The organism is Paraburkholderia sp. GAS448, assembly GCF_050435685.1.
Lineage (GTDB): Bacteria > Pseudomonadota > Gammaproteobacteria > Burkholderiales > Burkholderiaceae > Paraburkholderia.
This window is the reverse complement of record NZ_JBNDKT010000011.1, coordinates 64,830-78,293: the sequence shown is the minus strand read 5'-3', so window position 1 is coordinate 78,293 and position 13,464 is coordinate 64,830. Positions and strand designations below refer to the sequence as shown.

The 13,464-nt window shown below is 64.5% G+C and carries 9 protein-coding genes; 5 read left to right on the top strand and 4 right to left on the bottom strand.

Annotation, left to right across the window (positions count from 1 at the left end; genetic code table 11):
• Positions 1–35: 35 nt before the first annotated feature.
• The 4 genes from P3T23_RS20875 to P3T23_RS20860 all read right to left on the bottom strand — a co-directional run bounded on the left by P3T23_RS20875 (position 36) and on the right by P3T23_RS20860 (position 5,466).
• Positions 36–2,570, bottom strand: coding sequence for a DNA internalization-related competence protein ComEC/Rec2 (locus P3T23_RS20875; RefSeq protein WP_429318033.1), 2,535 nt, complete (start codon positions 2,568–2,570; stop codon positions 36–38).
• A gap of 88 nt (positions 2,571–2,658) precedes the next feature.
• Positions 2,659–3,447 (bottom strand): TatD family hydrolase, encoded by a 789-nt coding sequence (locus tag P3T23_RS20870; RefSeq protein WP_429318032.1) that lies wholly within the window; start codon positions 3,445–3,447, stop codon positions 2,659–2,661.
• Between the two features lie 32 nt (positions 3,448–3,479).
• The gene (lolD, locus tag P3T23_RS20865; protein ID WP_133662751.1) at positions 3,480–4,220 is read right to left on the bottom strand and encodes a lipoprotein-releasing ABC transporter ATP-binding protein LolD; all 741 of its coding nucleotides are present in this window, start codon (positions 4,218–4,220) and stop codon (positions 3,480–3,482) included.
• Positions 4,213–5,466: a lipoprotein-releasing ABC transporter permease subunit gene (locus P3T23_RS20860; RefSeq protein WP_429318031.1), complete on the bottom strand. Its 1,254-nt coding sequence runs from the start codon at positions 5,464–5,466 to the stop codon at positions 4,213–4,215. Before P3T23_RS20860 ends, lolD begins: the two co-directional genes overlap by 8 nt.
• Positions 5,467–6,048: 582 nt before the next feature.
• Here P3T23_RS20860 and P3T23_RS20855 point away from each other — a divergent pair.
• The 5 genes from P3T23_RS20855 (at position 6,049) to lysS (ending at position 13,425) form a co-directional block, all read left to right on the top strand.
• The gene (locus tag P3T23_RS20855; RefSeq protein ID WP_429318030.1) at positions 6,049–6,876 is read left to right on the top strand and encodes a DUF4377 domain-containing protein; all 828 of its coding nucleotides are present in this window, start codon (positions 6,049–6,051) and stop codon (positions 6,874–6,876) included.
• Positions 6,877–7,635: 759 nt separating this feature from the next.
• Complete coding sequence (locus tag P3T23_RS20850) at positions 7,636–8,727, top strand: regulator (protein WP_429318029.1); 1,092 nt, start codon at positions 7,636–7,638, stop codon at positions 8,725–8,727.
• A gap of 28 nt (positions 8,728–8,755) precedes the next feature.
• Complete coding sequence (gene recJ / locus P3T23_RS20845) at positions 8,756–10,453, top strand: single-stranded-DNA-specific exonuclease RecJ (RefSeq protein WP_429318028.1); 1,698 nt, start codon at positions 8,756–8,758, stop codon at positions 10,451–10,453.
• 171 nt (positions 10,454–10,624) lie between these two features.
• Positions 10,625–11,729 (top strand): peptide chain release factor 2 gene (prfB, locus tag P3T23_RS20840; protein ID WP_429318027.1). Its coding sequence is split into 2 segments (ribosomal slippage): positions 10,625–10,705 and positions 10,707–11,729, totalling 1,104 coding nucleotides; the frame shifts between segments, so codons are not numbered across the junction.
• Positions 11,730–11,901: 172 nt separating this feature from the next.
• Positions 11,902–13,425 carry a lysine--tRNA ligase gene (gene lysS, locus P3T23_RS20835; protein ID WP_429318026.1) on the top strand — a complete coding sequence of 508 codons (1,524 nt, stop codon included), beginning with the start codon at positions 11,902–11,904 and terminating at the stop codon, positions 13,423–13,425.
• Positions 13,426–13,464 lie beyond the last annotated feature (39 nt).

The following is a 13,464-nucleotide window of genomic DNA, read 5'->3' as shown; positions in this document are numbered from 1 at the left end:
CTCCTCACGACCGGGACGGGAAAGCACTCCGCCGGTCACATGTCCATCCAGTAGCGCCGGTGCGTGTCGCGATACCGCTCTATCGATAGCGCTGTGCCAGTCGCCTCGATCCGGGCTGCGCCGTCGTCGTCGCTGCGCGACAACTCGATATGACGCGCGAGATACCGCGCATACACGCCCGGGTTCGGGTGATGAAAACGGTTGCGATAGCCTACCTGAAATATCGCGACAAGCGGGTCGACAGAGTCGAGGAACGGCTCGGTAGACGATGTCTTGCTGCCGTGGTGCGCTACGAGCAACACCTGGGCGCGCAACTCGCCCGGGTCGCGGGTAAGCAGAATGCGCTCGACGGGCGCCTCCATGTCGGCGGCAAGCAATGCGGACTCGCGAGGTTGAACCATAGCCGCCGACCCGCCTGACATGCCCTGCCCCGTGCCCGGCGCATCGCCCGCCGTGCTCACGCGCAACACGCAACAATGATCGTTGGGCTTGCCCTGCAACGGCCCCGCATCGGGCCACAGAACCGTGAAGTCAACGCCGTCCCAATGCCAGCGCTGGCCGGCCGCACACGGCACCGTGCTGACGCCTGCGCCTCGTGCGCTCGCCAACAAGGGATGCGACGGCTCGAGTGCGGCGAGCAACTGACGCACCTCGATCCCCGCGAGCACGGCTGGCGCACCGCCTGCATGATCCGAATCCGCATGACTGATCACCAGCGCATCCAGACGTTTCACGCCGTTCGCGTACAGATAGGGCACAACGATGCGCTCGCCCGCATGGGTCGACTCCGGACCTGGGCCCGCATCGAACAGCAATGAATGATGCGCGGTCTCGATGAGGATCGACGAACCCTGACCAATGTCGAGTGCGGTCAGGCGGAAGGTGCCGGGAGCGGGCGCAGTCAGTGGCGGCACCAGCAGCGGCAGCCAGGTCAACGGCGCCGCCCAGCGCAGCGGCCAGCCCCGGGGCGCCAGGCACCACGCGACGCCGACAGCCGCCACGGCCAGCGCCCAGCCGTCCGGCTGCGGCAGGCGCCAGAGCATCCATGCGGGACCCGATAGCGCTTGCAGTCCGGCTACCAGAACATCGAGCAGCGCATGGGCCGCGCGAAACGCAACGCCATCGAGCGGCGCAGGCAGCGCGACGCTCGCGAGCACCATCGGCGTCACAAAGAGGCTCACCCACGGAATCGCGAACGCGTTTGCCAGCGGGCCAACCAGCGGAATCTGCGCGAACCAGTAAACGGTCAGCGGCGCGAGAGCGAGCGTGACCGCAAACTGCACATGCGCGCTACTGCGCATCCGCCCGCTCAGCGCCCGCAACCGCCGACGCAAGGCAGCCTGAATCCGGGCGAAGCGCGACGCTTCAGCGTCACCAGCATGTCGCTCGCGATCGCGATCGCGGTCGCGAATGCGCAATCGTCCCGACATCGCAAACAGGATCGCCGCCACCGCGCAGAACGACAGCCAGAAACCCGCGGACAAGACGGCCCACGGATCGATCAACAACACCAGCCCGAGTGCCCAGGCCAGCACAAACGACGGCGCCACGCTGCGCCCGCTGATGAACGCCGCCGAAACGACGACGAGCATCCACAGCGCCCGCTGTGCCGGGACATTGAAACCGGCGAGCGCGGCATGGCCAGCCGCGAACAGCGCGCCACCGACAGTCGCGACTTTCTGTGCGGGAATCAACAGCGGCCAGTCGCGACCGACAAAACACGAGCGCCGCCACAGACTGCCCACAACCCAGGCCGCCAATCCAGCAACGAAACCAATATGCAACCCGGATATCGCGACCAGATGGCTCGTGCCGGTATTGCGCATAAGCAGCCAGTCGGCGGCACTGATGGCATCCTGCGCGCCCACCGCGAGCGCGACGACGATGCCGGCATGGGGCGCATCGCCCAGCGCCGCTTCGATCCTCGCGCGCACCGCAGCGCGCCAGCGATCGACCGTCACGCCAACGCCCCGGGCAGTCCCCGGCAATCGCAACGCCGTAGACGGCGAAATGACATAGCCAGTCGCCCGGACATTGCGCGCAAGCAAGGAAGCTTCCGCGTCACGCAGGCCAAAGTTGGCGTTGCCGTGCGGACGCTTGAGCCGCACGGACAGCCTCCAGCGCGCACCCGGTTCGAGGACGGGCGGCGGGGTATCTGCGGCAATCCATGAGAGCAGGATCGTGCGGGGAAACCGCTCGATCTGCGCATCGTTCGACTCGACTTCGAAGAGGAAACGCGCGCCTTTCGTATCACGGGCAGGCAGGCCTCTGACATATCCGTCGACGACGATGTCACGGCTTTCCTGGTCAATCGGCAAAGCCCGCGCGAGACGTTGTTCCGCACGCGAGGCCGCATAGTCAAAGCCAACACATCCCGAAGCCAGACCAACGGCAAGCCAGCCTGCCACCACCGTCAAACGGGAACGGTTCGTCGAAAGCAGCCACACGGCCACACCGACAAGACCACTGGCCACCAGCACAAGCGCCCACCAGCCGCCGCGCCCTGGCAACACCGCCTGCTGCTGCAAATACAGGACACCCAACGCAAATCCGCACCACACTGCCCGCATCCGTCCGCCCTCCGAGAGACGCCGGTGCGTGCATCAGGCGCAACGGCGCCGGGCACGTGTTCCGCCCGGCGCGAACCACATGCATCGATTATCCAGAGGAAAGTGCGAGCCGGGGCAGCGCGGCGTGAGCGTTAGCCGTTGTGCCTAGCGCAAGCTCGTTTTCGCTGATGCCGCGCAGTTCGGCGAGGATCGCGCCGATGCGCGGAATCTGATCCGGCATGTTGCGCTGCCTGTACAACCAGGAGGGAGAGATGTCAGGCGCGTCCGTCTCGACGACGATCGCCTCGAGCGGCAACTGAGCGGCAAGGCGCCGGATCTGCAACGCACGCTCGAACGTCAGATTGCCGCCGAAGCCAAGATGCATGCCGTGATCGATGAACGCCTGCGCCTGCTGGAAACTGCCGTTGAACGCATGCGCGATGCCGCGATGGACGGCGTGCCGCCGCAGGCCTTTGAGCACCTGATCCTGCGACTTGCGAACGTGACAGATCACAGGCAGATCGAATTCGCGCGCGAGTTTCAACTGCTCGCTGAAGAAGAACTGCTGCCGCTCATCGTCGAGACCCGGGACAAAATAGTCGAGACCAATCTCACCGAGGCCGACGAAACGCGGATCGTCGAGACTGGCTTCGATCGCGAGGCGCAGCACATCGAGATCGGCGTCCTGGGCGCCCGGCGTGTAAAGCGGATGAATACCCAACGCGTAAGCGCCGCCTTCGACGCGCTGCGCCAGTTCCCGCACCGTCGCGAAGTTCTCGCGCGCGACACCCGGAATCACGATCCGCGACACCCCTGCCTCACGGGCGGCCGTAGCAACAGCCGCGCGGTCCGCATCGAACTCCGAAGCATCGAGATGGCAGTGCGTGTCGATCCACATGCGCGCGCCCCGGCGAGAAAGTCAGTGAGAAGTTACACAGGAACCGACGGCTCTTCGTATAGCACACCGTCGCGCAGACGCATCGTGCGGTCGCAGCGCGCAGCCAGATCCGGATCGTGCGTGACGATCACGAAGCTCGTATCGAGCGTCTCCGACAGTTCGAGCATCAGATTGAACACTGTATCCGCCGTGGCGCCGTCGAGGTTGCCGGTCGGCTCATCGGCCAGCACGCAGGCCGGCTTCGTCACGAGTGCACGCGCAATGGCCACCCGTTGACGCTCACCTCCCGACAGTTCGCCCGGACGATGTTTCGCCCGGTGCGCCATGCCGACGCGCTCCAGCACCGCAAGCGCTTCATGGCGCGCGGCCTCGGTCGTAAGACGGCGGATGCGCAACGGCATCGCGACGTTATCGAGTGCGGAGAACTCCGGCAGCAAATGGTGGAACTGATAGACGAAGCCAAGCGCCCGATTGCGCAGGTTGTTGCGTTCGCGCTCCGAAAGCTTCGTGAACGGCTTGCCCATCACGGACACGTGGCCCGCGCTCGGTTCGTCGAGGCCGCCCAGCACATGCAGCAGCGTGCTCTTGCCCGAGCCCGACGCGCCCACAATGGCGAGCTTCTCGCCGCGGCGCACGGAAAGCTGCGTGTTGTTCAGCACCTGGACATTGAGGCCGCCCTGCACGAACGCCTTCGATACGCCGGTCGCTTCCAGTACGTAGGGATACAAACCGGCTTCGTCGGACATGGCTTGAGGGATGGAAAGATCATTCATAACGCAGCGCCTCCGCCGGACGGACCCTGGCACCGCGCCAGCTCGGATACAGCGTCGCCACCGCCGACAGCGCGAAGGCGATCAGGCCAATGCGGATCACGTCGCCCGGCACGAGCTCGGACGGCAGCTCGCTGATGAAGTACACCGAAGGCGGCAGGAACTGCACGCCGAGCAGATGTTCGATCATGGGCACGAGCCATGGAATGCTCCACGCGATCAGGCAGCCGAGCGCGACGCCCGTAGCCGTGCCGACAAAACCGATCGTCACGCCCTGCACGACGAAAATCTTCATGATCGAGCCGGGCTGCGCGCCGAGCGTGCGCAGGATGGCGATGTCGGCCTGCTTGTTGGTTACCGTCATCACCAGCGACGACACCAGGTTGAACGCCGCCACCGCGATGATCAGCGTGAGAATGATGAACATCATGCGTTTTTCGATCTGTACCGCCGAGAACCAGGTCTTGTTCTGCTGCGTCCAGTCGCGGATGTAGAGGTCGCCGGAAAGCGAGCGCGCCAGTTCGTGCGCGACCTCCGGTGCGCGCTGCATATCCTTCAGCCGCAGCCGCACCCCCGTCGGCGCGGGCAGCCGGAACAGCACCTCGGCATCGCGAATGTTGATCAGCGCGAGCGTGCTGTCGTATTCGTAGTGCCCCGATTCGAACACGCCGACCACCGTGAACTGCTTCAGACGCGGCAGCATGCCGGCAGGCGTCATCGAGCCTTCGGGCGCCACCAGCGTGATCTTGTCGCCGGTTTGCACGCCCAGGTTGGTCGCCAGATCCGCGCCAAGCACGATGCCGAAGTCGCCGGGCACGAGATCGGTCAGCTTGCCGCCTTTCATCTCCTTGCCGATGTCGGACACTTCGGGTTCGAGCGTCGGCTCGACGCCGCGCAGCGCAACGCCGCTCACGGCGTCGCCGCGCGTCAGCAGCGCCTGCGCTTCGACGTAGGGTGCCGCGCCGATCACCGATTTGTTCTGCCGCGCTTCCTGCGCGGTCAGCTGCCAGTTCGGCATCGAGCCCGCCGGCGAAAAGATCTCGACGTGCGCGAGCACCGACAGCATCCTGTCGCGCACTTCCTTCTGGAAGCCGTTCATCACCGACAGCACGACGATCAGTGCCGCGACGCCAAGTGCGATGCCCGACATCGACACCAGCGCGATGAACGAGATAAAGCCGTTGCCGGTCGTGCGTTTGCCGGCGCGCGTATAACGCCAGCCAATCTGCCATTCGTAGGGAAGTTTCAAGCGAATCCTTATCTGTGTTGCTTCGGCTTCTTTTTCAGCGCGTGCTGGCGAAAACGCCCTGTGCGCGGCCCGAGCGCCGTGATCGTTGGGTCCGCAACACGGCCTTTGGTTCCTCGCCGGCGTGTCGTGGAGCTTGCGCAGCCTTACGGGCCGCGCCGCGGCCGGGCGATGCCCCGACGGCACCACGGCGCGGCCGCGCGCTCCCTGCCAACGGGGCGCTCGCCTCCACCGATCAACCGCGAAGTTTGCCATACAATGCGTTTGCACCCGGCAACGGCAAGACCGGAGCGGGTCATGCTTATGTTATTTGCGCCTTCAGACCGGCCCTCATGCTTTCGTAAGTGGCTGATTGTATTGAAGCCGCCAGGCATTCAAGGTGCAAACAAGAGTCGCAAATAACAGAGCCCCCGATTGTTCGTTTGCGGGGGATGCGCATACCCGGGAAGGGCCAGAGCGTTCCAGAGGGAGACGAAATCCGACCTGCCAATACAAGAGCCAGGAAGTCCTTCGGAAAGCGCATGGACGCAGTTCGACCGGAACACACAAGCCCAGGACACCCGCAAGATCAACGGAGGTATCGACGTGAAACACCGCCTGCTGTTGCTGCTGGCTCTTGCCGCCTGCTCGCAAACACCTCAAACGACAAGCCCTGCCCCTTCGACCATTGCGACTGCCGCAGCCACGCCAGCCGCCACCGGTACGGCATCGACGACCGGCAGCGGGCTGCTCGGCCAATACCACTGGCAACTCATCGAAGCCACTGACAGCAAAGGCACCCGCATCGACGCACTGTTCGCCCGGGCGGACAAACCGGTGCAACTGGACTTCAGTGCTGACCGGCTGACGGTTGTCAACAGCTGCAACAACATGGGGGGCGGCTACAGCATCAGGAAGGGGCGACTTCAGATGGGCCCAATGATACGCACCATGATGGCCTGCCCCGATGCTGCCCTCGCTGCGCTCGACGACGCTCTCGCCCAGCGCCTGCAAGGCAGCCTCGAACTGAGCCTGCAGGGCGGCGGCAACGCCCCGCACCTGCAACTGGTCACCGACAGCGGTGACACATTGAGCTTCACCGGCCTGCCGACGGCAGAGTCCCGTTTCGGCGGCCCGGGTGAAACGGCGTTCCTGGAAGTGGCCGCGCAGACCGTGCCGTGCAACCACCCGCTTATTCCTGGCAAGCAGTGCCTGCTAGTGCGCGAGCGTCACTTCGACGAGCAAGGCCTGCCGGCCGGCACGCCTGGCGCATGGCAACCGCTGAATCAGGATATCGAGGGTTATACCCACGCACCGGGCATCCGCAACGTGCTGCGCGTGAAGCGCTATACCGTCAGGAACCCGCCTGCCGACGCACCGTCCGTCGCGTACGTGCTGGACCTCGTGGTCGAATCCGAAAAAGTCCAGCAGTGAGTGGTCTTCGGGGGTATGGGGAACGCCCGAAGCGCGAGTGATGCTGATGTCCTGGGTCGTCGTCCTCATGACTTCGTCCTTCACCTTCCGGCCTGTTGAATCTGCGCTCCGGAGCCGCCTCGATGCATAGGGCGCGGACGGATGAAAGCCGGAAACGGCGGGAAAGAAGCCGCATGCGAAGCACTTCCGCTTCTGTTTGCAGAAGAAGCTCCGGACACGACGTTCCATGGCCGGTCTTGACTCCGACGCGGCCGCTTTCCTCGCGGATCTTCTCGAAGAGGACAGCATCGGCTTTGCAATTGTTGACTTTGCCTGCAGACACGGTTGACGCTATGATGCGCCCAATTGTGTTACACTCAGTTACAAATGGAAGATCCCTACAACACCATCCGCTACGCTCATTTCGCCCTCATGATGGCATCGCTCGCGATCATGCTGGCAATGGCGCTCTTCTAAGCCGAAGCAACGGTTTGGGGCGGATTTGCGGCCATTCGCTCTGCATATTCTCCAGCGCAAACACCTCAACGCCTGGGATTACTCAGGCAGCCATCCAGCGTTCGTTAGTACGGCGAGTTGCGATTCTCGAGAAAGGTGTACTGCGCTGCACGGTCCGCAACATCTGAGTACAGCGGTCGCGGCGATATTTCCAGGCTTGACCGGGACGATGCAGCGGTCATGGCGTGGCAAGCTGCCGCCACCCCAGCGGCGGTTCGTCTCAAGGTTGTCGCATCGCGCGTTGCAGGTGATTGTTGCCCTACAATGCGCAGCATCATGCACGCCACCCGCCTCCACCTCCTGTTGCCGTTCGCGCTGCCATCAGCCGCCGACGCCGCCACCGCCCTGCACAACCTCGTCACCCCCGCCCTCGATCGACTGGTTGCCCGCGGCACGCTCGTCGAACGCGTGATCGGCGAGGATTTCCAGCGCACGCTGCCACACGAACGCTGGGTCGCGCGGCAATTCGACGCCATTTCGCCGACCCAGCCAGCCGCCGACGAAGCGCCACTCGCACCCTACATGCTGCTGGCCGACGGCGGCGAGCCGGGCGATGCCACATGGGCGTGCATCCAGCCGGTCCATGTGCGCATTGCGCACGATCACCTGGTGCTCATCGACCCAGCCGCGCTCGATCTGGAGGACGACGAGGCGGCCACGCTGCTCGCCGTCGCGCGCCCGCTGATCGAGGAACTCGGCGTCCGCATCGAAGCACCGAAACCGACGCGCTGGTATCTGTCGAGCGATACGTTCGGCTCGCTCGCGGGCGCTTCACCACTGCGCGCAAGCGGCCGCAACATCGAAATCTGGCTGCCGCATGAGGCGCATACCGGCGAGCGCTCGCGCGCATGGATGAAGCTGCAGAACGAAGTGCAGATGGCGTGGTTCGAGCACCCGGTCAACGAGGCGCGCGAAGCCCGCGGTCTGCCGGCCGTCAATTCGATCTGGTTTCACGCGCAAGGCGTCGCCCTGCCGGTCAGGAGTCCGTTTGCGCAGGTCCTGTCCGACGCGCCTGCCACGCGCGGACTCGCGCTTGCCGCACAGGCCGGGGCCGGCTCGCAACCCGCATCGTTCGCGGCCTTCGCCCCCACGGCAACGGCTGGCGTGACGCTGGTTGAACTCGATCCGTTTTCCGCGCCTTATGTCGAACAGGACTGGGCGCGCTGGAACGACGCGTTCGCCGCGCTGGAAGCGGACTGGCTCGCCCCGGCCCTCGCGGCGCTACAGGCCGACCGCATCGGCGAGCTTGGCCTGACGCTGTGTGGCGACACCGGCTCGGTGACGCTCACCGTCACGCGCAACGATCTGCGCAAGTTCTGGCGGCGGCGCGTGTTCGCGTCCCTCTTCATCGAATGATCCAACGTATTTTTTCCGGCCTTACTGCATGACTCGAATCGTTACGCGCGCCTGTTCCCCTGCCGATGCGCAAGCGCTGATCCGCCACGGCCTGCATCCCGTCCTCGCGCGCCTGTATGCGTCGCGCGGCGTATGCATGCCCGACGAGATCGAGACCGGCCTTGCCCGCCTCGTGCCACCTGCCGCGCTGAAAGGCTGCGAAGACGCCGCCGTGCTGCTGGCGGATTCGATCGAGGGCAAGCGGCGTATGCTCGTCGTCGCCGACTACGACTGCGACGGCGCAACCGCCTGCGCGGTCGCCGTGCGCGGACTGCGGATGTTCGGCGCGCAGATCGACTATCTGGTGCCCAACCGCTTCGAATACGGCTACGGCCTCACCCCCGAGATCGTCGCGCTTGCGGCGCAGCGCAAACCGCACCTGCTGATCACCGTCGATAACGGCATCGCCAGCGTCGACGGCGTCGAAACAGCGAATGCGCTCGGCATCGACGTGCTCGTCACCGATCACCACCTGCCGGGCGACGACCTGCCGGCCGCCCGTGCGATCGTCAATCCGAACCAGCCAGGCTGTACGTTTCCGAGTAAATGCATCGCGGGCGTCGGCGTGATGTTCTACGTGCTGCTCGCACTGCGCGCCGAGTTGCGCCGTCGTGGCGCTTTCGGAGACGCGCGTCCCGAACCGCGTCTGGATGGCCTGCTCGACCTCGTGGCGCTCGGCACCGTCGCCGACGTCGTGAAGCTCGACGGCAACAATCGCGTGCTCGTCGCGCAGGGTTTGCAGCGCATTCGCAACGGCCGGATGCAGCCCGGCATCGCCGCCCTCTTTCGTGCGGCCGCGCGCGATGCGCGCAGTGCATCCGGCTTCGATCTGGGCTTCGGGGTCGGGCCTCGCCTGAATGCAGCGGGACGGCTGTCGGACATGTCGCTCGGCATCGAATGCCTGACCACCGACGACATCGGCCGCGCATGGGAACTCGCCCAGCAACTCGATGCGATGAATCGCGAGCGGCGCGAGATTGAAGCCGGCATGCAGCAACAGGCGCTCGCCGACCTGTCCGCAATCGATCCGGAAGGTGCGACCACCATCACGCTCTTCAACGAAAGCTGGCACCAGGGCGTGATCGGCATCGTCGCGGGGCGGCTTAAGGAGAAGTTTCACCGGCCGTCCTTCACCTTCGCGCTCGCTGACGGGAGCGGCACACTCGTCAAGGGTTCAGGGCGCTCGATCGCGGGCTTCCACCTGCGCGACGCGCTCGATCTGATCTCGAAGCGCGAGCCGGGCTTGATCGTCAAGTTCGGCGGCCACGCGATGGCGGCCGGCCTGACCCTCGCGACGGCCGACGTGCCCCGCTTCACCGCGGCATTCGAAGCGGTGGGCCGGGAGTGGCTGAACGAAAATGCGCTCGCGCGCGTGATCGAGACGGATGGCGAGCTGGAGGACGCGTATTTCACGCCCCAGTTCGTCGAGATGCTCGACGCAGCGGTCTGGGGCCAGGGATTCCCGGCGCCGGTGTTCTCGGGCGAGTTCGACATCGCTTCGCAGGCGCTCGTTAAAGACAAGCACCTGAAGCTGCAACTGGCGCGCGGGCGCCAGCGCTTCAACGCGATCTGGTTCAACCACACCGACCCGCTCCCCGCCCGCACGACCGTCGCCTACCGGCTTTCGCGCGATACGTGGAACGGCGTGTCGCGCGTCCAGCTGATCGTCGAGCACGCGGCGGGTTGAGGCCGCGCCGGGGCTCTTCACGCCCCGGCAGCCGCCGCATTCAAAGCCGGAAAAAGGCCCAAAACCAGCTGAAAAGCCGCCGGAAACACGCGCCGGATCGCGCATTGGCGTCCGGCCGCGGGCGCCGATCGGCTATAATTTCACCTTTTTACGAAGCCACAAAAGATCGACATGGAAGCGGAACGTCTCAACGCGATCGAAGCCTCTCTGGCAGACCTGCGCCGTCGCGCGGGCGAGCTACGGGGGTATCTTTGACTACGACGCCAAGTCAGTGCGTCTGATCGAAGTCAATCAGGAACTCGAAGACCCCAACGTCTGGAACGACTCGAAGCACGCCCAGGCCCTCGGCCGGGAGAAGAAGCTGCTTGACGACGTCGTCGGCAAACTGACCTCGCTCGACACCGACCTGCGCGACACGCAGGATCTCTTCGAAATGGCCCGCGAGGAAGCAGACGAAGACACGCTCCTCGCCTGCGAAGCTGATGCGGCCGGTCTCGAACAGCGCGTGGCCGACATGGAATTCCGCCGGATGTTCTCGAACCCGGCCGACCCGAACAACGCCTTCCTCGACATCCAGGCGGGCGCCGGCGGCACCGAAGCGTGCGACTGGGCCGCGATGCTGCTGCGCCAGTACCTGCGCTACTGCGAGCGCAAGGGCTTCAAGACAGAAGTGCTCGAAGAATCCGAAGGCGACGTCGCCGGCATCAAGAACGCGACGATCAAGATCGAAGGCGAATACGCGTACGGCTTTCTGCGCACCGAAACCGGTGTGCACCGCCTCGTGCGCAAGTCCCCGTTCGATTCGTCGGGTGGCCGCCATACTTCGTTTTCGTCGGTGTTCGTGTATCCGGAAATTGACGATTCGATCGAAGTCGACATCAATCCGGCCGATCTGCGTATCGACACGTACCGCGCGTCGGGCGCGGGCGGTCAGCACATCAACAAGACCGACTCCGCGGTGCGGATTACGCACATGCCGTCGGGCATCGTCGTGCAGTGCCAGAACGACCGTTCGCAGCACCGCAATCGCGCCGAAGCCATGGCGATGCTGAAGTCGCGCCTGTACGAAGCGGAAATCCGCAAGCGTCAGGCCGAGCAGGACAAGCTCGAAGCGGGCAAGACCGATGTGGGCTGGGGCCACCAGATCCGCTCGTACGTGCTCGACAACAGCCGTATCAAGGATCTGCGCACCAACGTCGAAATCAGCAATACCAAGAGCGTGCTCGACGGCGACCTCGACCCGTTCATCAGCGCGAGCCTGAAACAGGGCGTGTAAGCCGCTTTGGCGCGGCACGGCTGTGCCGCCGCGCCGAGCTTCGCTTCTCCGGTGCGTCCGGTGCGTTCGGTGCGGCGGCTTCCTCATGCCGCTGCGTCGAACGCCAGGCGCGATCACCATCGAGCTTCAGCATCGTCAGCACCATCCAAGCCACCCCGAACACCGAACCATCATGACCGAACCGACCCAGACGAACGCCGTTCCTGAGGACGACAACCAGATCATCGCCGAGCGCCGCGAAAAACTTCGCGTGCTGCGCGAACAGGGCGTCGCCTACCCGAACGACTTCCGTCCCACCCACCACGCCGCCGACCTGCAATCGGAGTACGCCGAAACCGACAAGGAAACGCTCGAAGCGAAGTCGCTTCAGGTTGCCCTCGCCGGCCGGATGATGCTCAAGCGCGTGATGGGCAAGGCCAGCTTCGCAACCGTGAAGGACGGCTCGGGCCAGATCCAGTTCTTCATCACGCCGGCTGACGTCGGCGAACAGACTTACGAAGCCTTCAAGAAGTGGGACCTCGGCGACATCGTCGCCGCGCGCGGGGTGCTGTTTCGCACCAACAAGGGCGAGCTGTCGGTGCGTTGTACGGAACTGCGTCTGCTCTCGAAGGCGCTGCGTCCGCTGCCCGACAAGTTCCACGGCCTCGCCGACCAGGAAATGCGCTATCGCCAGCGCTATGTCGACCTGATCGTCACGCCGGAAGCCCGCAAGACCTTCGCCGCGCGCACGAAGGTCGTTTCGTCGATCCGCAATTTCATGTCGAACGCGAACTTCATGGAAGTCGAAACGCCGATGCTGCACCCGATCCCGGGCGGCGCGGCGGCCAAACCGTTCGCCACTCACCACAACGCGCTGGATATGCAGATGTTCCTGCGTATCGCGCCTGAGCTCTATCTGAAGCGGCTGATTGTCGGCGGCTTCGAGCGCGTGTTCGAGATCAACCGGAATTTCCGTAACGAAGGCGTTTCGCCGCGTCACAATCCGGAATTCACGATGATGGAGTTCTACGCCGCGTACACCGATTACACGTGGCTGATGGATTTCAACGAGCAACTGATCCGTCAGGCCGCGATCGACGCAATCGGTACGACTGCGCTCACCTATCAGGGCCGTGAACTCGACCTGGGCAAGCCGTTCCATCGTCTGACGATCAACCAGGCCATCCAGAAGTACGCGCCGCAATACACGGACGCGCAACTCAACGACAGCGCCTTCCTGCGCACCGAACTGAAGAAGTTTGGCGTCGATGCGTCGCAGCCCCAGTTCTTGAATGCAGGCGTTGGTGCGCTGCAACTGGCGCTCTTCGAAGAGACCGCCGAATCACAGCTGTGGGAGCCGACTTTCATCGTTGACTACCCGATCGAAGTGTCGCCGCTCGCGCGCGAATCGGACAAGGTCGCGGGCATCACCGAGCGCTTCGAACTGTTCATCACGGGCCGGGAAATCGCCAATGGCTTCTCGGAACTGAACGATCCGGAAGATCAGGCCGCGCGCTTCAGAAAGCAGGTCGAGCAGAAGGATGCCGGTGACGAAGAAGCCATGTTCTACGACGCCGACTACATTCGCGCGCTGGAGTACGGCATGCCTCCGACGGGCGGCTGCGGGATCGGTATCGATCGCCTCGTGATGCTGCTCACCGACAGCCCGAGTATTCGCGACGTCATTCTTTTCCCGCATCTGCGCCGCGAAGACTGATCGTTTTCGCCGACTTCCGTCGTATCGACGCGCCCGGCG

Bases quoted from the DNA above. Each gene is read 5' to 3' on its own strand.
- P3T23_RS20875 (WP_429318033.1), bottom strand. From the start codon at position 2,570: ATGCGGGCAGTGTGGTGCGGATTTGCGTTGGGTGTCCTGTATTTGCAG.
- P3T23_RS20870 (WP_429318032.1), bottom strand. From the start codon at position 3,447: ATGTGGATCGACACGCACTGCCATCTCGATGCTTCGGAGTTCGATGCG.
- lolD (WP_133662751.1), bottom strand. From the start codon at position 4,220: ATGAATGATCTTTCCATCCCTCAAGCCATGTCCGACGAAGCCGGTTTG.
- P3T23_RS20850 (WP_429318029.1), top strand. From the start codon at position 7,636: ATGCGCAGCATCATGCACGCCACCCGCCTCCACCTCCTGTTGCCGTTC.
- recJ (WP_429318028.1), top strand. From the start codon at position 8,756: ATGACTCGAATCGTTACGCGCGCCTGTTCCCCTGCCGATGCGCAAGCG.
- lysS (WP_429318026.1), top strand. From the start codon at position 11,902: ATGACCGAACCGACCCAGACGAACGCCGTTCCTGAGGACGACAACCAG.